Source organism: Mycobacterium stomatepiae (assembly GCF_010731715.1).
Taxonomy (GTDB): domain Bacteria; phylum Actinomycetota; class Actinomycetes; order Mycobacteriales; family Mycobacteriaceae; genus Mycobacterium; species Mycobacterium stomatepiae.
In genome coordinates, this window is the sequence record NZ_AP022587.1 from 4,234,997 (window position 1) to 4,257,471 (window position 22,475).

Genomic DNA, 22,475 nt, shown 5'->3' on the forward strand with positions numbered 1-22,475 from the left:
ATGGTATTGACGGTGCTGCGCTTCAACTTCGCCTCCCCGCACGGAGAACCGCGCACCCAGAGCAAGCTCCTGTCCGCCGCGCTCGAAATGACGCAATGGGGTGAGTCCCACGGCATCGCGACGGTGAGCGTCGACGAGCACCACGCCACCGGCCACGGCTGGAGCTGCAATCCGATCATGGCCGCGGCGATGTTCCTGGCCCGTACCTCGACGATGATTGCCAGCGTGGACTGCGCGCTGGGGCCGCTGTGGAACCCGGTCCGGCTCGCCGAAGACATTGCGCTGGTGGACAACATGAGCCGCGGCCGGTTACACACCACGGTGGGACTGGGCTACCGCACCGTCGAATACGACGCGCTCGGAATGGATTTCGGCCAGCGCGGTGCGCTGATGGACGACCTGGTCGCACAGATGCTGTCGGTCTGGTCCGGCGCCGGCCCGGGAATCTGTACCGGGACCTGGACCCGGCCGCATCCGCCGCTGTACGTCGGTGGCGGTGCGCGCGCCACGGCGCGGCGCGCGGCGCGATTCGGACTGCCACTGAGCCTGGCCGATCATCTGCCCGACATCGCCGCCTACTACCGCGAACTGTGCGCCGACTCGGGTCTCAAGCCGTTCATCCTGATGCCCGGTCCGATCAATCGCGGAATGATCTACCTGCACGAGGATCCCGACCAAGGGTGGGCCGAACTCGGCGAGCACATCCTTTGGGAAGCAGTCACTTACGGGGAGTGGTCAACCGACCAGCGATCCCTGATGCACCTGCCCGGCGTCCGGACGCTGGACGAGGTCAGAGCGTCCGGGCGATACCGCTTCCTGACTCCCGACGAGCTGATCGCCGAAATCCGGGACAGCGACGACTACGGACCGCTGGTGCTGCACCCGCTGGTCGGCGGCATGCCCGTCGACGAGGCGTGGAAGTCGGTTCAGTTGCTGACCGACACCGTGCTGCCCGCGCTCAGCTGACCGGCACCGCCGTCGAATACAGCCACGCTTCCCATAACGGGCGCAGCGGCTCGTCGGAGTAATTGGCCGCCAAACCGGTGAAGTCGGCGGTGACAGCGCTGCCATGCCGATGCCGCGAAGTCCAATCTTTTAGCAGCGCGAAGAAATTGGAATCACCCAGCCGTCCGCGCAGTGCGTGCAGAGTCAGCGCGCCGCGTTTGTAGACGCGGTCGTCGAACATGTCGCGTGCTCCCGGATCGGTCAGCAGCAGGTTCTGCGGCTTGCTCCGCAGCTGGGTGTGGTGCAGCCGGGCGAGGTCGTCGGCGCTGGGGCCGCCGCTGCGCTCCGACCACAACCACTCCGCGTAACACGCGAACCCTTCGTGCAGCCAGATGTCGCGCCACTGGCCCGCGGTCACCGAGTTACCGAACCACTGGTGTGCCAGTTCGTGGGCTATCAGCCGTTCGCTGGACCGCGTGCCATCACAATGGTTAGCTCCGAAGATCGAAACACCCTGGGCTTCAAGAGGAATCTCCAGCGGATCATCGGTGACCACGACGGTGTACCCCGCGGCCAGCGGATACGGTCCGAACAGTTCGATGAACAAGTTCATCATCTCGGGTTGGCGGGCGAAGTCGTGATCGAAGTCGTGGCGCAACCGCGCTGGCAGAGCGGCCTGGATCTTCACCGGAGTGTGGGCGAGCCGCCGTATCTCGTAGTCGCCGATCTGCAGGGTGATCAAGTAGGTCGACGTCGGCTCGCGCTGTTCATAGGTCCACACGGTCCGCGAAGCGCGGGCCCGGCGCGAGAGCAGCTGGCCGTTGGCGATCACCCGGTACCGGCTTTCGGTGCTGATCTGGAGGTGAAAGGCCGCCTTGGCGCTGGGATGGTCGTTGCAGGGGAACCACGACGCGGCGCCGTTGGGTTGTCCCGCGACGAGTACGCCTTCGGTGAGTTCCTCGAAACCGACGTCGCCCCACAGCGAACGAAGCGGCCGCGGCGAACCGGCGTATCGCACCACGATCGACAATGCGGCACCGGTCGCGAGCTTCGAGACCAGGCATATGCGTAATTTGCCGCCACGACAGGAGAACTGGTCGACACGCTTGCCGTTCACCGAGACCTTCGAGACTGTCAGCGTGCCTGCCAGGTCGAGTGTGAATTGCTGCAACTCGGTCAGCGTGACGGCGGTAATCGTGGCCGAACCGGACAGTCGGTTCAACGCGACCTTGTAGTCCAGATCCAGCTCGTACCGCGACACCTGGTAGCCGGGGTTGCCGTTTTGCGGGAGGTATTCGTCGATCACGTCCGGCGGCACCTTCTTGGCGGACGCTTTCACGCCGCGGTGTCCTGATCGCCGCGTCCGGAGGCGGCTTTACGTGCTTTCTTGCGGCCGGGATTCCACGGTCTGATCGGATTGCCTTGCCAGCGCGTCGATCCCGGCACCTCGTCGCCGCGCACCACCAGGGACGCCGGTCCGACGGTCGCGCCGGCGCCGAGCCGCGCGGCGGGCAGTGCAACGCAGTGCGGACCCAGCGTCGCACCGGGTTCCAGCACGACGCTGTCCATTCGCATGATGCGGTCGTGGAACAGGTGAGTCTGTACCACACAGCCGCGGTTGACGGTCGCCCCGTCGCCCAGCGTGACGAGGTCTGCCTCGGGGAGCCAATAGGTTTCACACCACACGCCGCGCCCGATGCGGGCGCCCAACGCGCGCAGCCACAGATTCAGGGCCGGCGTGCCGCTGGCCGCCCGGGCGAACCACGGCGCGGCCACGGTTTCGACGAACGTATCGGCGACCTCGTTTCGCCAGACGAACGACGACCAGAGCGGATGTTCGCTGGCCCGGATCCGGCCGACCAGAAGCCATTTCGCAACGATCGTGATTCCACCGGCAATCGCACCCGCCGCCAGCAGCACCAGCCCGCTGCCCAGTGCCGCCCACCAGATACCGAATATCCGCGCCAACGCCTGCAATCCGCCCAGCACGGCGAGCCCGATCGCGACCGACACGATCACCGGCAACAACCGGAACGTTTCCACCAGTGCGCGCATGGCCTTCAACCGCTGCGGCGGGTCGTAGGTGGTCGCCGTATCGGCCTCGTCGGGGCGACGGCGCAGCCGCATCGGTGGGCTGCCCAGCCAGGACGAGCCGCGCTTGGCCTTGGGCGGTGCCGCCGACAACACCGCCACCAGTCCGTCGTCGGGCACCCGCCGGCCGGGTTGGGTGATGCCCGAGTTCCCGAGGAACGCGCGCCTGCCGACGGTCGTGGCCGCCGCGTAGATCCACCCGCCGCCCAGCTCGTACGACGCGACCATCGTGTCGTCGGCGAGGAATGCGCCGTCCTCGATCACGGTGAACTTCGGCGTCAGCAATACGGTCGAGATCTCAGTGCCCTGGCCGACTTTGGCGCCCAGCAGTCGCAGCCACATCGGCGTCAGCAGGCTGGCATACAGCGGGAACAGGTAGTTGCGCGCGGCATCCATCAGGCGCTCGGTAGCCCACAACTGCCACCCGACGCGGCTGCGCACCGGGTGATGGCCCGCGCGCAGTCCGAGCGACAACACCCGCACCCCGAGCACGGTCAGCAGTGCGTAGACCGCGAGGGCGGCCAGTGCGGCAGCCGGTGTCCACAGCAGCGCAGGGACCACGGCCTGCGACAGCCGGTGCGTGTGCCGCACGGCCACCCCGATCACCGCGAGGCCGCTCGCCACCGCGACCAGCGGCAGCGCCCCCAGCAGTAGCGACGTCAGCCCGTACATCGCGACCCAATGTGTCCGGCGAGAAGGCCTTTCGTCCGGCCACGGGTGGTTCACCCGACCCGACTTCACCGCGGGCGAGCCCTTCCAGTATTGGCCGTTTTTGATCTTGCCCAGCACGCCCGCGCCCGGTGCCACATCGGCGTTCTTGCCGACGACCGCGCCGGGCAGCAAGGTGCTGCGGGCACCGATCGTCGCGTCGTTGCCGATCGTGATCTCGCCGACGTGAAACGCGTCCCCGTCGACCCAGTAACCGCATAGGTCGACTTCGGGTTCGATCGCGCAGCGGTGACCGAGGGTCAGCAACCCGGTGACCGGCGGCAGCGAATGCAGGTCGACGCCTTTGCCGATATTGGCCCCGAGCGCCCGGGCGTAGTACACCAGCCACGGCGCCCCGGACAGGTTGTGCGCGCCGCTGGCCTCGGCGAGCCGTTCGGTGAACCAGATCCTCAGGTGCACCGACCCGCCGCGGGGGTAGGTGCCCGGCCACACATTCCGCAGCAGTATCCGCGCGCAGAGCACCGCAATGCCCATCCGGCCCAACGGCGTGACGAACGCAACGAACGCCGCCGCGATCAGCCACCAGTTCACCGCCACGGTCCACGGCACCACGTGCAGCGCGCGAGCGACGTTGTTGCCCAATGCAAGCCACGTCAACCACGGCAGCGCCGACAGCGTCGCCAACGGAACGGCAAGCAGGGTCTGCGCGATCCGCGTCAGCCACGGCGTCGGCCGGACTGTGCGCTCGGCGATCTCGGGCGGAGCCTCGAGTTCGTCGAGGAACCCGGCGAGCGAGCCCAGCCGCGGATGGTCGTACAGATCGGCGACGGTGACCTGGGGGTACTGCTGGCGCAGCACGGCGACCAGTTGCGCGGCCGCCAGCGAGCCGCCGCCGAGCGCGAAGAAGTCCGCCTCGACGGTGTCGACTTGTCCTGTCTCAAAGGCGCCGAGCAGGTCCCGCCACAACCCGGCCAGCCACCCGGTTGTGCCGCCCAGGTCGACGGCTTGATCGGTCTCGCCGCCCGGCGGGGGCCACGGCAGCGCGTCGCGGTCCACCTTGCCCGACGTGCGGGTGGGCAGCTCGTCGACCCGAACCAGCCGCGGCACCAGCGAGGCCGGAAGCTGCGTGGCGAGCCGAGCGCGCGCCTCGCCGAGATCGAATTCCGGATCGGCGCTGACGAGGTAGCCGACCAAAACCGTTGTGCCGGTGGCGGTGTGGCGCACCGCGGCGGCACCGCCGCTGACCCCGGGCAGGTGCACCAGGGCTGAGTCGACCTCACCCAGCTCGATGCGCCGGCCACCGACTTTCACCTGGTCGTCGCTGCGGCCGCAGAAATACAGCCCGTCGTGTTCCAGCCGGACCAAATCGCCGCTGCGGTATGCGCGCGCCCAGCCCAGCGACGGCATCGCGGCGTACTTTTCGGCGTCCTTCTCCTTGTCCAGGTAGCGGGCCAGCCCCACGCCGCCGATCACCAGCTCGCCGACATCGCCGTAGGCGACCGGCAGGCAGTCGCCGTCGACGACGGCCAGATCCCAGCCGGGCAGCGGCAGCCCGATGCTGATCGGCCCGGGGCCGCCGAGTTTCGCCGCGCACGCGACCACCGTCGCCTCGGTCGGGCCGTAGGTGTTCCACACTTCCCGGCCGTCGACGGCGAGCCGCTCGACTAGCTCCGGCGGGCAGGCCTCACCGCCAAAGATCAACAGCCGCACCGCTTCCAGTGCCTCGCTGGGCCACAGTGCGGCCAGCGCCGGCACCGTCGATACCACGGTCACGTCGCGCGTGACCAGCCATGGCCCCAGGTCCATCCCGCTGCGCACCAGCGAGCGAGGCGCGGGAACCAGGCAGGCGCCGTGGCGCCAGGCCAGCCACATCTCCTCGCACGACGCGTCGAAAGCCACCGAAAGCCCAGCCAATACCCGATCGCCGGGCCCAATCGGGTTGTCCTGTAAGAACATCTGCGCTTCGGCATCGACGAACGCGGCGGCGCTGCGGTGCGTCACCGCGACACCCTTCGGCGTGCCGGTCGATCCGGACGTGAAGATGATCCAGGCGTCGTCGCGGCCCAACGGCGCCGTGGCCCGCCACCCGCGCGACAAGCCGACGCCGCGGAGCAAACCCGCCTCGGTGATGACGCCCACGACGCCGGCCTCACCGAACACCAACTCCGCGCGTTCGTCGGGGTCGTCGGCGTCGACGGGCACGTACGCGGCGCCGGTCGCCAGCGTTGCCAGGATCGCGACATACAGCGCGTAGCTGCCCGACGGCATCCGGATCCCGAGCCGGTCGCCGCGCCCGATGCCCCGGGCCGCCAGCCATTCCACGCTGGCCTCGATGTCGCCGATCAGTTCGTTGTAGGTGAGCTGGACGGTGCCGTCGTCGATGGCCGTCGCATCGGGGTAGCGCGTGGCGGTCTCGTAGAGGATGTCGATCAGCGTGCGGGGGCGCGGTGCGGCGGGCGACAGCGTGTACTGCGCTGGGACTCGTGCGGGGATAGCAGGCCCAGAAGGCAAAGTCACCCCACGAAAATACTCAAATCCGGGCGCCGCGCCGGCAAGCGCTCGCGGCGTGTGAGGGCTGGATGTCTCTCAGGCGGTGCGGCGCTGCTCGAGCCAGTCGGCGAGTGAGCGCCCCGCGTCCAGGACATGGCGTTCGGCAATCGTGCGAGATCTCTCGACGTCCTTGTCGCCGAGCGCGTCGAGCAACTCCTGGTGTTCGTCGAGCGAATGTTTCTCATGGTCGGGAAACAGGGTGAGGAAGTTGCTCGGCACCACCCGAGAGGCCTGCCTGATCTGCGTCATCAGCCGTGGCGAGTGTGCGGCGCGGTGAATCTTCTGGTGGAAGTGCCAGTTGGCCTCGCCGATGCTGTCGTCACGGGAGCGCGCCTCTACGTCGGCGGCGAGCTCGCGCAGCATGTCGAGCTCTGCCGGTTCGATGCGTTGCGCCGCCCAGGCGGCGGCCTGTCCGGTGAGAACGCCGAGGATCGTGAAACTGTCCATCACATCGGTGGGGCTGATACCGATCACGGTGACGCCACTACGGGGTGCGACCTGCACCAAACCCTCGTAGGACAGTTCCAGCAGCGCCTCGCGGACCGGGGTGCGGCTGGTCGCGAACTCCTCGGTGATGGCGTCGAGGTCGACCCGCGCACCGGCGGGCAAGGCACCGGTGAGGATGCGGTCCCTGAGCTCGCGGGCGGCCCGCTCGCGCACCGTGCCGGCGATGTCGATCCCAGGGGTCGAAGCCATCCAAGAATGCTATCAAACAGTACACCTCACATTTGATATCTGAAATATCAGATGCTACGCTTCCACTATGGTTGCTCGACGGCAGGACAAGATGGCCCTTGTTGCTTTCATGCAGGCGGGCAGCACCTCGGTATACGCCGGTTCGTGGCGACATCCCGCGACCGAACACGGCTACCTCGACGCGTCCTACTACGCCAAGATCGGCCGCCAGCTCGAAGAAGGCTGCTTCGACCTGATGTTCTTCGACGACCGCCTGGCGATGCCCGGCGTGTACGGCGGGTCGGTGGACGAGGCGGTGTCCTACGGTGCCCGCCCGGTCAAGCTGGACCTGGGGTTGGTGCTCGGGGTGCTGGCTCACGCCACGTCGCACATCGGGTTGGGCGCCACCTATTCGACCACCTCTCCGGCGGGCGGGCCGCCTGGAACGTGGTCACCTCGGTCAACGACAGCGAGGCGCAGAACTTCGGTGTCGACACGCACCTGGGCCACGACGAGCGATACGACCGTGCCGACGAATTCATGGACGTCGTGACCGGCCTCTGGGACACCTGGGAGGACGACGCGATCCTGCACGACCGGGGGAGCGGACACTATGCAGATCCGGCCAAGGTGCATGAGCTGGGCCATGTGGGGCAGTACTTCTGCGCCCGTGGACCGCTGACCGTGCCCGCACCCCGCAAGGCAGGCCGGTCGTCATCCAGGCCGGTTCTTCGGGGCGGGGTCGTGAATTCGCCTCGCGCTGGGCGGAATTGATCTTCACCGGCGATCCGGGCATCGAGGTCGCGCGCGGTCACTACGCCGACCAGAAGCAACGCATTGCCGAGGCCGGGCGTGATCCTGCCTCGGTACGGATCTGCCCGATGGCCTACGCTGTGGTGGGCGAGTCCGAGGCCCACGCCAAGGAGCGCGAAGCTCTGTTGCTCAATGAACTGGTTCATCCCACGGCATCGCTGACATTGTTGTCGGAGTTGATGAATTATGACTTCGCGCAACACGATCTGGACGATCCCGTCACGGACGAGCTGATCGCGTCGTCCTCCGGAATTCGCGGATTGGTGCAGAACCTGCTTAACCATATCGGCGGCGACACTGTGACCGTCCGCGATCTGGCCGGCCATCGGGCGACGCTGCTGCAGGGTCCGCGCTTCGTCGGCACCGGCGAGCAGGTGGCCGATCAGATGGCGGACTGGTTTGAAAGCCGCGCCTGCGACGGTTTCGTCCTGGCGGCAACGCATCTGCCCGGGGCATTCGAAGACGTCGTGCGGATGGTGGTTCCGGAGCTCCAACGCCGCGGCCTGTTCCGCACCGAGTACGAGTCGTCGACATTACGGGGACACCTTGGACTGCAACGGCCGTCTAACGCACACGTGGGTGCCGATGCAAATGCTTGAGGGTGTGCGAGTGCTCGACCTCGCGACGTTGGCGGCCGCCCCGCTGGTCGCGACATACCTGGGCGAGTTCGGCGCCGACGTGATCAAGGTCGAAGACCCTCGGCACGGCGATCCGATCCGCGGATGGGGCAATCAGCGCGAGGACGTCGGGCTGATGTGGAAGTCCTTGTCGCGCAACAAGCGAGCGATCACGCTGGACCTGCGCTGCGCAGAAGGACAGGCGATGGTGCGTCGGCTGGTCGAGCACGCCGACGTCGCGATCTTCAACACCCGGCCGCAGACGTTGCGCAAATGGGGCCTCGATTACGAGAACCTTCGGATGGTCAACGACAAGATCGTGATGCTGCACATCACCGGATACGGGCTGACCGGACCGAAGAGTGAACGCCCGGGCTTCGGCACGCTCGGCGAGGCGATGAGCGGCTTCGCGCACATCACCGGGCAGGCCGGCGGCCCGCCCACGCTGCCGCCGTTCATGTTGGCCGACGGCGTCGCCTCGTTGAACGCCACCTACGCGGTCATGATGGCGCTGTACCACCGCGACGTGCACGGTGCGCCGGGGCAACTGATCGACGTCAACCTGATCGACCCGCTGTCGCGCCTGCTCGAGCAGACGCTACTGGGCTATGACCAACTGGGGCTGGTGCCCGAGCGAGCCGGCAACCGCTGGGATATCTCGGCTCCGCGCAACACCTATCGCACCGCGGACGGACGATGGCTGGCGATGTCCGGCAGCTCACCTGCGCTGGCGCTAAGGGTGTTTCGCGCAATCGGCCGAGACGACCTGCTGTCCGACCCCGACTTCTCCGACCCTCGGCGGCGGTTGGCCCGGGCCCGTGAGGTCGACACTGTGGCCGCGGATTGGGTTGCAACGAAGACCCTTTCGGAGGCGATGCAGACCTTCGAAGCCCACGAGGTTGCCGCGGCCCCCGTCTATGACATCCGCGATCTGGTCGCTGACGAGCAGCTGGCACATCGCGGGGTGTTCATCTCGGTCGAGGACGACCAGCTCGGAGCGATGACGGTGCAGGCCCCCGTGCCGCGCTTCTCGTCGGCATCCGGGACGGTCCGCCACCTTGGACCCGGCCTCGGTGAGCACAACAGCGAAGTCTACGGCGAGCTACTCGGCTTGACTCCTAACGAGATTGACGATCTGCACGCCCGCGGCGTGTTGTGACAGAAGGAAATTCTTGCCGGTGACTGGTCTGCTTCGTCGTTCCGAACTCGCGGTACCCGCGAGTAATGACAACATGTTCGAGAAGGCCGCCAGCTGCGGCGCCGATCTGGTGTTGCTCGACCTCGAGGACGCCGTCCCCCCGGCATTCAAGGTGCAATCTCGCGCCAAGGCGATCACCGCACTCAATGACATCGACTGGGGACGCACCGCACGCGCCATCCGGATCAACGGCCTGGACACCAGTGGTGTCACGACGACGTCATCGACGTCGTCACCAAAGCCGGGGAGAACCTCGACACCGTCATCATTCCGAAAGCCCGTACGGCCCGCGATGTGTGGTGGGTGGACGTGCTGCTCACCCAACTCGAGTCGAAAATTTGCCTGAACAACCGGATTCGCCTCGAGGTACTGATCGAAGAAGTGGAAGGCCTCGCCAACGCGGAGGAGATCGCGGCCGCCAGCCCTCGCCTGGATGCGTTGATCTTCGGGGTCGGCGACTTCTCGCTATCCCAGGGTGCGCGGGTGGACACCAACTTCGTCCCGCTCGGCGAATATCCCGGCGAATTTTGGGCATATGCGCGCAACAAGGTGATCGTCGCGGCGCGTATCGCCGGCATCGACGCGATCGACGCTCCCTATCCCGACTACCGCGACCTGTCGGGTTACGAGCGCGACGCGCGGCGGGCGTCCCTGCTCGGCTACAGCGGCAAGTGGGCCATCCACCCCGACCAGGTACCCGTCGCCAACGGCGTCTACGCGCCGACCCCCGATGAGATCGCGCGCGCCGAAGCCAATGTCGCCGCTTACCGGGAGGCCGAGGCAAAGGGCCGTGGCGCGGTCGGAGTCAACGGCGTGCTGGTCGACGCTGCCCACGTGAAGCAGGCGGAGCAGACGCTGGCACGTGCCGCGTTGATCAACGACAACTAGCGATACCTGATTAAGGGCGCTGCGGCCGGGGTAACCCGATGATTAACCAATTCTACTGACGCCCAATAGAAGGGGGCTCGACATGATTGTCTTAGGCATCATTCTCGTGATCATCGGGTACTTCGCCGCCATCCCGATTCTCGAAACGATCGGTGGCATCCCGGTGCTTATCGGCGTGGTCCTGTGGATCCTGGGGGCGGTCGGACGTCCGGTGGCTGGCCGCAAAGTCTGGTTTTAGCGCTTAGCGCACAAGCTGTTTCGATGCGTTGCCGCTGTTGCGGTGACGAAGTAGGTTCATCCCATGGCCAAGATCCTGTTCGTCGTCAGCGCAACGAGTTACTGGACGCTCAAGGACGGTACCCGGCACCCGACCGGGTACTGGGCTGAGGAATTCGCCGCACCCTACGACGCGCTCAGCCGGGCGGGCCACCAGATCGTGGTGGCCACGCCCGGCGGCACGGTGCCGTACGTCGACGTGATGAGTTTGCGTCCGTCGATGGCCGGGAGCGTCGAGATCGCGGAGAAGCTGGAAGGAATCCTGCGTTCGGCCGAAGAGCTGCGCGCGCCAATTCAGCTCGCCAACGCCCGCCTGGACGATTACGACGCCGTCTATTACCCGGGTGGCCACGGCCCGATGGAAGATCTCTGGCGCGATCCGGATTCCGGCCGGCTGCTGGTTGCCGCCCTTGCCTCGGGGAAACCGTTGGCGATCGTCTGCCACGCACCGGCCGCAATCTTGGCCACTCGCCGCGACGGGGTGTCGCCGTTCGCGGGCTATCGCGTCACCGCCTTTACCAACGACGAAGAGGACGGCGTGGGACTCCGCGCGAAGGCTCCCTGGACGGTCGAGGACGAACTGGTCAAGTTGGGCATCGACTTCGTCCGCGGCGAGATGTGGAAGCCGTTCACGGTGTCGGACCGCAATCTCTACACCGGGCAAAACCCCGCCTCGGCCGGGCCACTTGCGGAGAAGGTACTCGAAGTGCTGCCGCGTTGATCGGCGGCGTTCGCGGTCCGTCAACAGCTTTGCCGTTACGAAAACCATTGCAAATAAGCGATTCTGGTTCATCTTCTGCGGGGCAGAAGATGAAGGGACGAGTTGTCGCCGAAGCACCGCGCATGCCATAGTGATCACGCAATCTGGCGGCCAGACACACAGAAGCGGTCCGCGAGGTATCTCACGTAGTACTCGTCGAGCACTTGATGTGATGACTGATCGGCCTTCGCGATGGCGCAATGCCAGTGTGAGCTAGAACCAAGTATCGCCAGCGGTGTCGCGCAGCCAAGTCCGGGGTGACCCGGGGGGAAGGACCTGCACAAAGAAATGTCCTCTTTAATCGAGTCGGAAAATGAGGCCACCGAGGGTGTGGTCGAGGGTGATGTAGCCACCGAGGGTGATGTAGCCACCGACGGTGATGTAGCCACCGAGGGCGATGTAGCCGCTGTGGGTGTGGTCGACGGTGACGCAGCCGCTGGGGATGTGGTCGATGGTGAGGTAGCCGCTGGGGATGTGTTTGACGGTGGCGCGACTGTTGAGGCTGTCGCGACCGCAGATCACATGATCGACAGCGACGCGGCGCCTATTGGGGCGAACAGCGAAGGTGTGCAGGCGAATACACTAACCACGTTCCCGCTGAAGCAGCGGCAGGAACCCCAGAGAGCTGCGGAAAGGACCGCAGAGCTCTCCGCGAGTCAGCTGATGGCACGCCAACGCGGCGACCGCCTACAACAACAGGTGGCAAGACTGTCACTTGTCCGCACCACGCGGATGATGGCTGTCGCGATTACGATTCTGATAGCGACGGCGAGCTTTATCCTCTCGTTCGCATCCTTGGGCGATCTGGCGGCGCGCACCGCGTACCCGGGGCGGTTGTCGTGGCTCTGGCCCGTCATCGTCGATGGTGGGATCATCCTCGCAACGATGGCGCTGGTCGCGTTCTCCGCATACCCCCAGCAGCGCGGCAGTCGGCGGTACTTCTGGGTGGTGCTTGGCGTGGGCGCCCTGGTCAGTGTCAGCGGTAACGCGGTCCATGCCATGATTCCTAACTCTGGAATGCCGAAATCAGCGCTGGGACCGTGGTTTGATGCCGCGATCGCATGCGTGCCGCCGATCGCACTCGTCGGAGCTACGCATGCGCTGTCCATCCTATGGAGATTCATTCCGTACGAAGCGCTTGACGAGCCTGACGATTTCGCCGAACCCAGCCTCGCTCAACCCCAACCCACTGAACAGATCGAATCCTGGAGCAACAGCGGCTCGTCGCCGATCCAAGAGCGCGGACTCGTGGGTGCTCAATTGACTCCGGGGCCAAGCGGCGGTTGGTAGGCGGGCAAACCGCAGTTTTGGTGCCCGTCCATTTGGTGCTCTGCCGCAACATGTTCCACCTTCGACTACGCCGCAGGCAGAGCCTTCCTCAACTCCTCGAGGTGTGGTTGGTCCGAACTGGTTACCAACTCATCCGACCCCTCAGTCCCAGTGGGGCGTTCATCAGAGAAGTGTGTTAAACAAGAGCGTATCCGGCTAATCATATATGCTTCGTTAATTCGTGTATTATCGGTTGGGTAGCCACCTCCATTGAGTCGAGCAAAGGCGTCAGACCCGGCGCGGATGCTGAATCCTGAATGGATGTCAGACTGCGCGCTGCCGCCACTGTCGTGGTCTCGGCGCGCGTTGGAGCGGCTTCAGTTTTGAGCCGAGCTGTCACATCGCCAGACCTGCTTAGCAGACTCCGGTCTTGTAGTCGCGTCCGCGACGATGCCGCTGTGCCCACCGAACGTCCGCCAGGGCCCGCGCGAGGCGCGCCAGTATCAACTACTTGCGATTACCGCCATGAGGAGATACCGTCGGCCCGACGGAGTCCTACGGACAGGAGTGCGGTCATGCCTCGATTTCCCAAGCCGTCGGAGGGAAGCTGGACACAGCATTACCCCGAACTGGGCACCGCGCCGGTGTCCTACGAGGACTCAATCAGCCCGCGGATCCACGACCTGGAGCGGGACGCGATATTCAAACGCGCGTGGCTGAATGTCGGCCGCGTCGAGCAGGTTCCGCGTAAGGGCAGCTACTTCACCAAAGAGCTGAAGGTCGTCAACACCTCAATCATCCTGGTGCGCACGGGTTCTGGCGAGGTCAAGGCGTATCACAACATCTGCCGCCATCGCGGCAACAAGCTGGTGTGGAACGACATGCCGCTCGAGGAAACCCGCGGTGTGTGCCGACAGTTCACCTGCAAGTACCACGCCTGGCGTTACGACCTGGACGGCAACCTGACCTTCGTCCAGCAGGAGGAGGAGTTCTTCGACCTCGATAAGAGCCGCTACGGGCTGGTGTCGGTGCATTGCGAGGTTTGGGAAGGCTTCATCTTCGTCAACTTCGCCAAGCAGCCCGAGCAGTCGCTGCGGGACTTTTTGGGGCCGATGGTGACGGGGCTGGAGGGCTACCCCTTCGATCGAATGACGTCGAGGTGGGCTTACCGATCGGAGGTGAAAGCGAACTGGAAGCTGTACATGGACGCGTTCCAGGAGTTCTATCACGCCCCGGTGCTGCACGCGAACCAGTCGCCGACCGCGTACTCAAAAGCAGCTGCCGAGGCAGGTTTTGAGGCTCCGTATTACCGCCTGGACGGCCCGCACCGACTGGTGAGCACGTCGGGCGTTCGGGCATGGGAGATGGCCGCGGAGATGCGTAAGCCGATGGAGGACATCTGCCAGAGCGGGTTGTTCGGCCCCTGGGACAAGCCGGACTTGGGCGACATGCCGCCCGGACTGAATCCCGCGAAATGTGAACCGTGGGGCCTCGATTCGTTCCAGCTCTTCCCCAACTTCGTCGTCCTATTCTGGGGGCAGGGCTGGTATCTGACCTACCACTACTGGCCGACCGCCTACAACAGCCATATCTTCGAGGGGACGCTGTATTTTCCGAAACCCCGCACCCCGCGGGACCGGGTGGCCCAGGAACTGGCGGCGGTGACGTTCAAGGAGTTCGGCCTACAGGACGCGAATACGTTGGAAGCGACGCAGTCGATGATCGAATCCCAGGTGCTCGACCGCTTCCTGCTCTGCGACCAGGAGATCCTGATTCGACACCTGCACAAGGAGACCGCGGCCTGGATCGAGGATTACCGCCGCACCAGCACGGCGGGAGTATGACGACGATGTCTGGTTTGCTGCCAACCGAATTCGCCGACCTCGAGGCGTTCGCGCAGTGGTGTCTGCCCACCGAACCGGAGCGTTACGCCAAGAGGCTGGCCAGCTCGATGACCGAGATGAAGGCGTTCTACGACGCGATCGTCCCGCGCGCCGAGGAAGCGCTGACCTACTGCGACAAGTTCACGCTCGACGACCTGCCCGACGATGTCCTCAACCTGATGCATCTGCTGTATTCGATGATCATGGTGTCGTTTCCGGTGGAGTGCTGGAAGCAGCCACGCGTGCCCGACTCCGGGGCCGCCACGCTGGACTGTGTGTCCGAGCCCGTCCCGTGACGACAACCCTGCGGGCGGCCCGCTGGGCTGACGTCGACACCGGTCAGATCCACTCGCCGGCAGTCGTGCTGATCGACGGCAACCGCATCACCGCGATCAATCCCGAAGGGCCGGGGCCGGATTCGGCAAGCGTCATCGACCTCGGCGATGTCACGCTGTTGCCGGGCTTGATGGACATGGAACTCAACCTGCTCATCGGCGGCCCGGGTGGACCCGACGGCTTGCCCTCCCAGATGCACGGCGTGCAAGACGACCCCGCCTACCGGACATTGCGTGGCGCCGTCAACGCGCGCACCACGCTGGAGGCCGGGTTCACCACCGTGCGCAACCTTGGGCTGATGGTCAAGACCGGTGGTTATCTGCTGGACGTAGCGCTGCAGCGCGCCATCGACCAGGGCTGGCACACCGGTCCGCGCATCTATCCCGCCGGGCACGCCGTCACACCCTACGGCGGACATCTCGATCCCACGGTGTTCCAGCGGTTGGCGCCGGGCGTCATGCCGTTGTCGGTCGCCGAGGGCATCGCCAACGGCGTGCCCGACGTTATCGCCTGTGTTCGCTACCAGATTCGGCACGGCGCAAAGCTGATCAAGGTGTCGGCATCCGGCGGCGTCATGTCGCACAGCACCGCGCCGGGCTGGACCGCGGCATGACCCCGATGCAAGCCATCAAAGCCGCGACGGTCGTCGCGGCAGAACTCATCGAGGCCGACCACGAGCTGGGTCGGCTGGCGCCCGGCTACCTCGCCGACATCATCGCGGTTGCCCGGAGATCCCTCACGCGACATCGCCGCCACACTTGACGTTTACTTTGTGATGAAGGACGGCCAGATCTACAAGACGTCGACCGAGTAGACCGGAGCGGGCATGGAACTCACCGAAAACATCTTGTGGCTACTCAAGCAGGCCTTCTACTTCTCGCTGACCACCGTGAACGACGCGATCAGTACGCACGGTGTGAGCACGGCCCAGATCGGTGTGCTGCGTCAGCTCTCCAACGAGCCCGGGTTATCCGGTGCCGAGCTCGCTCGGCGCCTGCTGATCAGCCCGCAAGGGGTGCAGCTGGCTCTCACCGCGCTGGAGCGGCGCGGCCTTGTCGAACGCAAACAAGACCCTCAGCACAAGCGCATTTTGAACGCCTACCTGACCGATCAGGGCCGCGATGTCGTGGCCGAGGTGCTCAGCGACGCCATCGCCGCGCACGAGAAGGTGTTCGGCGTGCTCAGCACCGACGAGCAGGAGACGCTGCGCGAATTGCTGGGTCGGGTGGTGGAAAAGGGCACCGGGCACGAGCTCACCGAGCGCAACATCTCCAGTACTTGAGATTAATAGCAAGTACTTGATACTCTGCCTTCATGCAGGTCTCCCGGGCGCCGTCGTATGCCGGCCCTGCCGACGCAGGAGTCGCCACCGAAAAGGTGACGATCGAGCTGGATCGGTCCACCACCACGGTGGCCTACTCGGCGGGGGATACCCTGCTGCAGACCGCGCGGATGGCGGGACTGTCTCCGCCGTCGTCCTGCGAAGTCGGCTCGTGCGGAACATGTATGGCCCGGCTGACCGAGGGATGCGCCCGGATGCTCAACAACGATGCGCTTGAAGACGACGAGGTGCAAGAGGGTTGGGTGCTAACGTGTCAGGCTCTGCCGACGAGCCCGACGGTGCGGGTGGTCTACGAATGAGCAGGGTCGCGGTGGTGACCGGAGGCGCCTCGGGTATGGGTGAGGCGACCTGTCACGAGCTGGGCCGGCGCGGCCTGCACGTCGCCGTCCTCGATGTCAATCAGCAAGCAGCACAACGCGTTACCGAAGATCTGCGTGCGGCCGGGACCACGGCCATCGGTATCGGCGCCGACGTCACCGACCGGGTCGCCGTCGAGCAGGCTTTCGCCAAGGTTCGCAGCGAGTTGGGCTCGGTGTCGGTGCTGGTGACGAGCGCGGGCATGTTCGGATTCTCCCCGTTCGCCGAGATCACCCCGCAGTCCTGGTCGAAGATCGTCGACGTCAACTTGACCGGCACTTTTCACTGCTGCCAAGTCGCGCTGCCGGACATGGTCACCGCGAAATGGGGCAGGATCGTTATGATTTCGTCGTCCAGCGCGCAGCGGGGCTCGCCGTTTGCCGCGCACTACGCGGCATCCAAGGGTGCGGTCATCACCCTCACCAAGTCGCTGGCCCGCGAGTACGCCCCACACGGGATCACCGTGAACAACATCCCGCCCTCGGGCATCGAAACCCCGATGCAGCACCAGGCGCAGGCCGCGGGATACCTGAAATCCAACGAGGAGATCGCCGGCAATATCCCGCTGGGGCATTTGGGGACCGGGGCCGACATTGCCGCGGCGGTCGGGTTCCTGGCCTCCGATGAGGCCGGCTTCATCACCGGCCAGGTGCTCGGCGTCAACGGCGGAGCGGTGATGTGATGTCGTGGATCTTAAAGCGTTCAGGCACAAGGAGGTTCGGATGACGCGCGAGGGTAGGCCCATTGAGGGCTCCTGGACCGAGCACTATCCGGAATTGGGCACCGGCGATATCTCTTTCGCCGACTCCACCTCGAAGGAGTTCTTCGAGGCCGAACGCGAAGCCGTCTTCAAACGCGCCTGGCTCAACGTGGCCCGGGTCGAGGAGCTACCGCGGATCGGGAGCTACGTCACCAAGGAAATCGAGGTTGCCCGGGTTTCGGTCATCCTGGTCAAGGGACGCGACGAACAGATTCGCGCCTTTTACAATGTCTGCCGCCACCGCGGAAACAAGCTGGTGTGGGACGACTTTACCAACGATGCGACCCGCGGGACGTCTCGCCAGTTCACCTGCAAGTACCACGGCTGGCGTTACGATCTTGACGGCGCGCTGAAATTCGTCCAGCAGGAATCGGAGTTCTTCGACCTCGACATCGCCGACTACGGGTTGAGCCCGGTGCACTGCGACATCTGGAATGGCTTCATTTTCATCAACTTCGATCGCGAGCCGCGGCAGAGTCTGCGCGAATTCCTGGGCCCGATGATCGCCGGGCTGGACGGCTACCCCTTCGACAAACTGACCGAGCGCTACGAGTGGGTCGCGCACAACAACAGCAACTGGAAGATCTTCGCCGACGCGTTCCAGGAGTACTACCACGTGCCGTCGCTGCACTCACAACAGGTGCCGCCGGAGGTGCGTGACCCCAAAGCCGGATTCACTTGCGGCCATTTCCAACTCGACGGCCCGCACCGGCTGGTGTCGACGGCGGGGCGACGGCGCTGGCTGCTGCCGCCGGAGTACATGTATCCGATCGAGCGGGCCACCCAGAGTGGACTCGTCGGCCCCTGGCGCACCCCGGACATCGGCGAACTACCCGCCGGGCTCAACCCCGGTGGCATTGAGCCCTGGGGAATCAGCAACTTCCAGATCTTCCCCAACACCGAGATACTGATCTACGGTGGCTGGTATCTGCTCTACCGGTACTGGCCCACCTCCCACAACACCCACCGGTTCGAGGCCTACACCTACTTCAGCCCCGCGCGCAGTGTGCGCGAGCGCGTCGAACACGAAGTCGCCGCGGTGGTGCTCAAGGATTTCGCGCTGCAGGACGCGGGCATGCTCGGCGGCACGCAGGCCGCGCTAGAGTACGGCGTCGTCGACGAGTTCCCGCTCAACGACCAGGAGATCCTGGTACGTCATCTGCACAAGACCGCCGTGGAGTGGGTCGAGGCTTACCGCCGCGAAAAAGCCCCGGTCGGAGTGTGACCATGCCGGATACCTTGCTACCCACCGGATTCGCCGAGCTGGAGGGCTACGCCCAAATCTGGTGCCTGGCCACCGAAACCGAACGCTGGAACGCGCGGATGGCCAGCAGTATGGCCGACATGCACGCGTTCCATGACGCATTCTTCCCGCGCCTCGAAGAGGCCATCGAGTACTGCGACAAGTTCACGCTCAAGGACTTGCCCGACGATGCGGTCAACCTGCTGCACATGATCTATTCCCTGGTCATGGTCGCCATGGCCGTCGAGGTCATGCATCAGCCCGCCCCGACGGATGCGGCCGACGCGGTGATGATCCGCACCGACGAACCCGTGCCCTGATATCCACCGGATCACGCAGGAAAGGCCAGACCATGAGTCTGCTTACCATCACCAAGCTCAGCGGCTCGGTCGGCGCCGAGGTTACCGGCCTAGACCCCGCCCACCTGGCTGCCGACGACCCGGTCGGCGAGGCCATCCTGGATGCGTTGGGGGACAACGGCGTTCTGGTGTTTCCCGGGCTGCACCTCGACCCCGAAACCCAGGTGGAGTTCTGCCACCGCCTCGGCGCCATCGACTACTCCTCGGACGGCCATCACTCGGTCGCCGGCATCTACCCGGTCACGCTGGACAAGTCGAAGAACTCCTCGGCGGCCTACCTCAGGGGGACGTTCGACTGGCACATCGACGGCTGCACGCCCACCGGCGACGACTACCCGCAAAAGGCCACCGTCCTGTCCGCCAAGCAGGTCGCCGAGCGCGGCGGCGAAACCGAATTCGCCTCCTCCTACGCGGCGCACGACGCGCTGACCGACGACGAAAAAGAACGGTACAGCTCGTTGCGAGTGGTGCACTCGCTGGAGGCCTCCCAGCGGCGCATCACTCCAAACCCGCTCCGGAGCAGTTGGCGCAGTGGCGATCTCGCCGCACGCACGAACACCCGCTGGTGTGGACGCATCGCAGCGGCCGTAAGTCGTTGGTGCTGGGGGCTTCCGCCGACTACGTGGTGGGCATGGACCTCGGCGAAGGCCGCGCCCTGCTGGCCGAGCTGCTCGACCGCGCAACGGTGCCCGACAAGGTCTACAGCCACAGCTGGTCGGTCGGCGACACCGTCATCTGGGACAACCGAGGCGTGCTGCATCGGGCCGCCCCCTATGCGCCGGACTCGGAGCGTCTGATGCTGCGCACGACCGTGCTCGGTGATGAGCCGATCCAGTAGATGGCCGATCAACCCGCGCCGCGGCTTACCCCGCTGCCGGCCGACGAATGGGATGACCGCAGCCGGCGCGCCATCGCCTCCCTGATTCCCGCCGAGCGGGCCAGCCCCAAGGGCGCCGGCAATATCTTGTCGACCCTGGTGCGCCATCCCGACCTGACGCGGGCGTATCTGCCGTTCAACACATCTGCTCAACGGGTCCACGCTTTCGCCGCGGGTACGCGAGATGGCGTTGCTGCGGGCGGTGCACCGGCGCAACTGCGACTACCTGTGGTCACATCATCTCCCGATCGCCCGCCGGGCGGGTCTGAGCGCCGTCGAGACCGACGCCATTCGCGACGGGCAACTCGGCGACGACGCCGACCAGTCGGTGCTTGCCGCGGTCGATGACCTGGTGGACACCGGCACCATCGCCACACCCGCCTGGGATGAGCTCGGCCGCCACTTCACCGACGCCCAGCGCATGGACCTGGTGTTCACGATCGGCGGCTACTACCTGCTGGCCATGGCGGTCAACGCCTTTGGCATCCAAGATGAGGAACTGTGGCACACCGCGATCGGATTGGCGAACGCGCGTTCGGCCTTACCCGCGAATACGTGGCGGACCGAGGTGTGCCGTTCAATCAGATGCGGCACAACAAGTCCCGCTAGGCGCTAGGACGCCGATTGGGCCGTGCAGCAGGCTTCCTCGGTGCCGGGCCCGAAGGTGTCCGAGTCGGCTAGCACCGTGTAGACCTCCCACCGCTCGCCGGCGGGTCCGGTCACCCAAACCTTGTCCTGGGCAGCGAAACAGCAAGTGGTGTTGATCTCTTCCTCGGTGAACAACCCCGCTGCCGCCAGCCGGGCGATCTCGGTGTGCACCGTACCGCTGTCGGCAACCTCGACACCTAGATGGTTGAGCGTGCCGCCGTGGCCTCGATTCTCGATCAGCACCAGCTTAAGCGCAGGTTCGGTGATCGCGAAATTGGCGTAGCCCGGTTTGATCTTCGCGGGTTCAGCGTCGAAAAGCTTGGAGTAGAAGGCGATTGCCTCGTCGAGATTGTCGACGTTGAGGGCTAGCTGTACACGTGACATGGTGGTTCCTTTCTCCGGATCCGGTTATGGGGTCGAGGGGGTCGACAGGAGTTCGGCGAGCAAGGCCTCGACGCGGCGGGCGATGTCGTCGCGGATGGCACGCACGGTTTCTAGCGATTGGCCAGCGGGATCGGGCAGTGTCCAGTTGCGGTAAGACACCCCGGGAAAGTAGGGACAGGTGTCACCACAGCCCATGGTGATCACGACGTCGCTGGACTGCACCGCCTCGCCGGTCAGCAGCTTGGGAAGCTGGGCGGCGATGTCGATGCCGAGTTCGGCCATCGCCGTGACCACCGCGGGGTTGAGGCGATCAGCGGGTTCGGATCCCGCGGAACGGACTTCGATCCGGTCGCCAGCCAGATCCATCAGCAGCGCCGCGGCCATTTGAGAGCGACCGGCATTGTGCACGCACACAAATAAGACGCTGGGGTGGTCAGCCATCGCGGGTGCTCCTGCTCGAATCTGCCGTGGCGCGAAAACCGAAGAGCCGGTTGCGAAGTGCCAGGGAGAGGTAGACGAGCCCCACGAGGACGGGGACTTCGATCAAGGGCCCGACCACGCCGGCCAGAGCTTGCCCGGACGCGATACCGTAGGTGCCGATCGCCACCGCGATGGCCAATTCGAAGTTGTTGCCCGCCGCGGTGAACGCCAAGGTCGTGGTGCGCGCGTAGCCGAGCCGCAGTGCCAATCCGAGGGCGTACCCCCCCAGCCCACATGACCGCGAAGTAGGCCAACAGCGGTATGGCGATGCGGGCGACGTCCCATGGCCGAGAAGTGATCTGGTGGCCCTGCAGGGCGAACAGAATAACGATCGTGAACAACAACCCGTACAGAGCCCACGGTCCGATGCGCGGAAGGAACCGGGTCTCGTACCAGTGGCGGCCCTTGGCGCGTTCACCCAGTCGACGGGACAGGTACCCCGCCAGCAGCGGAATCCCCAGAAAGATCAGCACGGATTTTGCGATTTCCCATGGGGAGACGGCGATGCCGGTTTGCGGCAGACCCAGCCAGCCGGGCAGCACCGACAGATAGAACCAGCCCAGCACGGCGAACATCACGACCTGGAAGATCGAGTTGAGAGCGACCAGGACAGCTGCGGCTTCGCGGTCCCCGCAGGCCAAGTCGTTCCAGATGATGACCATGGCGATGCAGCGGGCCAGCCCGACAATGATCAGACCGGTGCGATATTCGGGAAGATCGGCGAGTAGCAGCCATGCCAGGGTGAACATCACTGCCGGGCCAATCAGCCAATTGAGTACCAGCGAGGAAGCCATGAGTTTGCGGTCGCTGGCGACCTCGCCGAGCTGGTCATAGCGCACCTTGGCCAAAACCGGGTACATCATCACCAGCAGGCCCAGCGCGATCGGCAGGGAAACGCCGTCGAATTCAACAGTGCTCAGCGCCGATCCCAAACCAGGTACCACCCGGCCGAGTAGCAGACCGGTGGCCATGGCCACCCCGATCCACAGCGGAAGCATCCGGCCCAGGGTCGAAAGCCGGGCGACTGTTCGCGCGGCTGCGGGCTCTGAGTGGGT

General features: G+C 65.4%; 16 protein-coding genes and 7 pseudogenes. 17 read left to right on the forward strand and 6 right to left on the reverse strand.

Annotated features, from left to right (window positions below):
* Nucleotides 1-966 (forward strand): LLM class flavin-dependent oxidoreductase, encoded by a 966-nt coding sequence (locus G6N54_RS20010; RefSeq protein WP_163791587.1) that lies wholly within the window; start codon nucleotides 1-3, stop codon nucleotides 964-966.
* Here G6N54_RS20010 and G6N54_RS20015 read toward each other — a convergent pair.
* From G6N54_RS20015 to G6N54_RS20025, 3 genes are all read right to left on the reverse strand, one after another.
* Entirely contained in the window at nucleotides 959-2,284 is a 1,326-nt protein-coding gene (locus G6N54_RS20015; protein ID WP_163791588.1) for a M1 family metallopeptidase, read from the reverse strand. The two genes, G6N54_RS20010 and G6N54_RS20015, sit on opposite strands and share 8 nt — an antisense overlap.
* A complete protein-coding gene (locus tag G6N54_RS20020) occupies nucleotides 2,281-6,222 on the reverse strand; it encodes a Pls/PosA family non-ribosomal peptide synthetase (RefSeq protein WP_232072897.1) in 3,942 nt (1,313 codons plus the stop codon). Before G6N54_RS20020 ends, G6N54_RS20015 begins: the two co-directional genes overlap by 4 nt.
* A 69-nt stretch (nucleotides 6,223-6,291) precedes the next feature.
* Nucleotides 6,292-6,951 carry a GntR family transcriptional regulator gene (locus G6N54_RS20025; protein WP_163791589.1) on the reverse strand — a complete coding sequence of 220 codons (660 nt, stop codon included), beginning with the start codon at nucleotides 6,949-6,951 and terminating at the stop codon, nucleotides 6,292-6,294.
* A 67-nt stretch (nucleotides 6,952-7,018) separates the two neighbouring features.
* Here G6N54_RS20025 and G6N54_RS20030 point away from each other — a divergent pair.
* From G6N54_RS20030 to G6N54_RS20045, 5 genes and pseudogenes are all read left to right on the forward strand, one after another.
* Nucleotides 7,019-8,342, forward strand: a pseudogene (locus tag G6N54_RS20030) (LLM class flavin-dependent oxidoreductase).
* The gene (locus G6N54_RS20035) at nucleotides 8,335-9,519 is read left to right on the forward strand and encodes a CaiB/BaiF CoA transferase family protein (protein ID WP_163794854.1); all 1,185 of its coding nucleotides are present in this window, start codon (nucleotides 8,335-8,337) and stop codon (nucleotides 9,517-9,519) included. The pseudogene G6N54_RS20030 and the gene G6N54_RS20035 overlap by 8 nt, the downstream one beginning before the upstream one ends.
* Nucleotides 9,520-9,538: 19 nt before the next feature.
* Nucleotides 9,539-10,446, forward strand: a pseudogene (locus G6N54_RS20040) (HpcH/HpaI aldolase/citrate lyase family protein).
* Nucleotides 10,447-10,528: 82 nt separating this feature from the next.
* Nucleotides 10,529-10,684 (forward strand): hypothetical protein, encoded by a 156-nt coding sequence (locus G6N54_RS29595; RefSeq protein ID WP_170313067.1) that lies wholly within the window; start codon nucleotides 10,529-10,531, stop codon nucleotides 10,682-10,684.
* A 63-nt stretch (nucleotides 10,685-10,747) separates the two neighbouring features.
* Entirely contained in the window at nucleotides 10,748-11,443 is a 696-nt protein-coding gene (locus G6N54_RS20045) for a type 1 glutamine amidotransferase domain-containing protein (RefSeq protein WP_163791590.1), read from the forward strand.
* Nucleotides 11,444-11,779: 336 nt separating this feature from the next.
* Here the strand turns inward: G6N54_RS20045 and G6N54_RS20050 are convergent, their stop codons facing one another.
* On the reverse strand, nucleotides 11,780-12,004 hold the full coding sequence (locus tag G6N54_RS20050; protein WP_163791591.1) for a hypothetical protein: 225 nt from the start codon (nucleotides 12,002-12,004) through the stop codon (nucleotides 11,780-11,782).
* Between G6N54_RS20050 and G6N54_RS20055 the strand changes: the two genes are divergently transcribed.
* The 11 genes and pseudogenes from G6N54_RS20055 to G6N54_RS20105 all read left to right on the forward strand — a co-directional run.
* Nucleotides 12,005-12,772: a DUF2637 domain-containing protein gene (locus G6N54_RS20055; protein WP_163791592.1), complete on the forward strand. Its 768-nt coding sequence runs from the start codon at nucleotides 12,005-12,007 to the stop codon at nucleotides 12,770-12,772. It abuts the gene before it with no gap.
* Between the two features lie 554 nt (nucleotides 12,773-13,326).
* Nucleotides 13,327-14,595 (forward strand): aromatic ring-hydroxylating oxygenase subunit alpha, encoded by a 1,269-nt coding sequence (locus G6N54_RS20060; protein ID WP_163791593.1) that lies wholly within the window; start codon nucleotides 13,327-13,329, stop codon nucleotides 14,593-14,595.
* Complete coding sequence (locus G6N54_RS20065) at nucleotides 14,592-14,930, forward strand: hypothetical protein (protein WP_179969096.1); 339 nt, start codon at nucleotides 14,592-14,594, stop codon at nucleotides 14,928-14,930. The genes G6N54_RS20060 and G6N54_RS20065 overlap by 4 nt, the downstream gene beginning before the upstream one ends.
* A pseudogene (locus G6N54_RS20070) lies at nucleotides 14,927-15,784 on the forward strand (amidohydrolase family protein). The gene G6N54_RS20065 and the pseudogene G6N54_RS20070 overlap by 4 nt, the downstream one beginning before the upstream one ends.
* Nucleotides 15,785-15,796: 12 nt before the next feature.
* Nucleotides 15,797-16,252: a MarR family winged helix-turn-helix transcriptional regulator gene (locus tag G6N54_RS20075; protein ID WP_163791595.1), complete on the forward strand. Its 456-nt coding sequence runs from the start codon at nucleotides 15,797-15,799 to the stop codon at nucleotides 16,250-16,252.
* Between the two features lie 59 nt (nucleotides 16,253-16,311).
* Nucleotides 16,312-16,611, forward strand: a pseudogene (locus G6N54_RS20080) (2Fe-2S iron-sulfur cluster-binding protein); the annotation flags it as partial.
* On the forward strand, nucleotides 16,608-17,351 hold the full coding sequence (locus G6N54_RS20085) for an SDR family NAD(P)-dependent oxidoreductase (RefSeq protein ID WP_163791597.1): 744 nt from the start codon (nucleotides 16,608-16,610) through the stop codon (nucleotides 17,349-17,351). The pseudogene G6N54_RS20080 and the gene G6N54_RS20085, both read left to right, overlap by 4 nt.
* 40 nt (nucleotides 17,352-17,391) lie before the next feature.
* Nucleotides 17,392-18,654 (forward strand): aromatic ring-hydroxylating oxygenase subunit alpha, encoded by a 1,263-nt coding sequence (locus tag G6N54_RS20090; RefSeq protein ID WP_163791598.1) that lies wholly within the window; start codon nucleotides 17,392-17,394, stop codon nucleotides 18,652-18,654.
* A 2-nt stretch (nucleotides 18,655-18,656) separates the two neighbouring features.
* Nucleotides 18,657-18,992 carry a hypothetical protein gene (locus tag G6N54_RS20095; RefSeq protein WP_276057070.1) on the forward strand — a complete coding sequence of 112 codons (336 nt, stop codon included), beginning with the start codon at nucleotides 18,657-18,659 and terminating at the stop codon, nucleotides 18,990-18,992.
* A 104-nt stretch (nucleotides 18,993-19,096) separates the two neighbouring features.
* A pseudogene (locus tag G6N54_RS20100) lies at nucleotides 19,097-19,869 on the forward strand (TauD/TfdA dioxygenase family protein).
* A pseudogene (locus G6N54_RS20105) lies at nucleotides 19,870-20,407 on the forward strand (carboxymuconolactone decarboxylase family protein); the annotation flags it as partial.
* 113 nt (nucleotides 20,408-20,520) lie between these two features.
* On the opposite strand, the gene G6N54_RS20110 reads toward G6N54_RS20105, so the two are convergent.
* A complete protein-coding gene (locus G6N54_RS20110) occupies nucleotides 20,521-20,940 on the reverse strand; it encodes an ArsI/CadI family heavy metal resistance metalloenzyme (RefSeq protein ID WP_163791600.1) in 420 nt (139 codons plus the stop codon).
* Nucleotides 20,941-20,964: 24 nt separating this feature from the next.
* A pseudogene (gene arsB / locus G6N54_RS20120) lies at nucleotides 20,965-22,418 on the reverse strand (ACR3 family arsenite efflux transporter).
* Nucleotides 22,419-22,475: the final 57 nt, after the last annotated feature.

What these genes read in the sequence shown, in the direction of transcription:
- G6N54_RS20085 (WP_163791597.1), top strand. Translation starts at nt 16,608, where the DNA reads ATGAGCAGGGTCGCGGTGGTGACCGGAGGCGCCTCGGGTATGGGTGAG.
- G6N54_RS20065 (WP_179969096.1), top strand. Translation starts at nt 14,592, where the DNA reads ATGACGACGATGTCTGGTTTGCTGCCAACCGAATTCGCCGACCTCGAG.
- G6N54_RS20035 (WP_163794854.1), top strand. Translation starts at nt 8,335, where the DNA reads ATGCTTGAGGGTGTGCGAGTGCTCGACCTCGCGACGTTGGCGGCCGCC.
- G6N54_RS20075 (WP_163791595.1), top strand. Translation starts at nt 15,797, where the DNA reads ATGGAACTCACCGAAAACATCTTGTGGCTACTCAAGCAGGCCTTCTAC.
- G6N54_RS20110 (WP_163791600.1), bottom strand. Translation starts at nt 20,940, where the DNA reads ATGTCACGTGTACAGCTAGCCCTCAACGTCGACAATCTCGACGAGGCA.
- G6N54_RS20090 (WP_163791598.1), top strand. Translation starts at nt 17,392, where the DNA reads ATGACGCGCGAGGGTAGGCCCATTGAGGGCTCCTGGACCGAGCACTAT.
- G6N54_RS29595 (WP_170313067.1), top strand. Translation starts at nt 10,529, where the DNA reads ATGATTGTCTTAGGCATCATTCTCGTGATCATCGGGTACTTCGCCGCC.
- G6N54_RS20025 (WP_163791589.1), bottom strand. Translation starts at nt 6,951, where the DNA reads ATGGCTTCGACCCCTGGGATCGACATCGCCGGCACGGTGCGCGAGCGG.
- G6N54_RS20095 (WP_276057070.1), top strand. Translation starts at nt 18,657, where the DNA reads ATGCCGGATACCTTGCTACCCACCGGATTCGCCGAGCTGGAGGGCTAC.
- G6N54_RS20055 (WP_163791592.1), top strand. Translation starts at nt 12,005, where the DNA reads ATGATCGACAGCGACGCGGCGCCTATTGGGGCGAACAGCGAAGGTGTG.
- G6N54_RS20045 (WP_163791590.1), top strand. Translation starts at nt 10,748, where the DNA reads ATGGCCAAGATCCTGTTCGTCGTCAGCGCAACGAGTTACTGGACGCTC.
- G6N54_RS20060 (WP_163791593.1), top strand. Translation starts at nt 13,327, where the DNA reads ATGCCTCGATTTCCCAAGCCGTCGGAGGGAAGCTGGACACAGCATTAC.
- G6N54_RS20010 (WP_163791587.1), top strand. Translation starts at nt 1, where the DNA reads ATGGTATTGACGGTGCTGCGCTTCAACTTCGCCTCCCCGCACGGAGAA.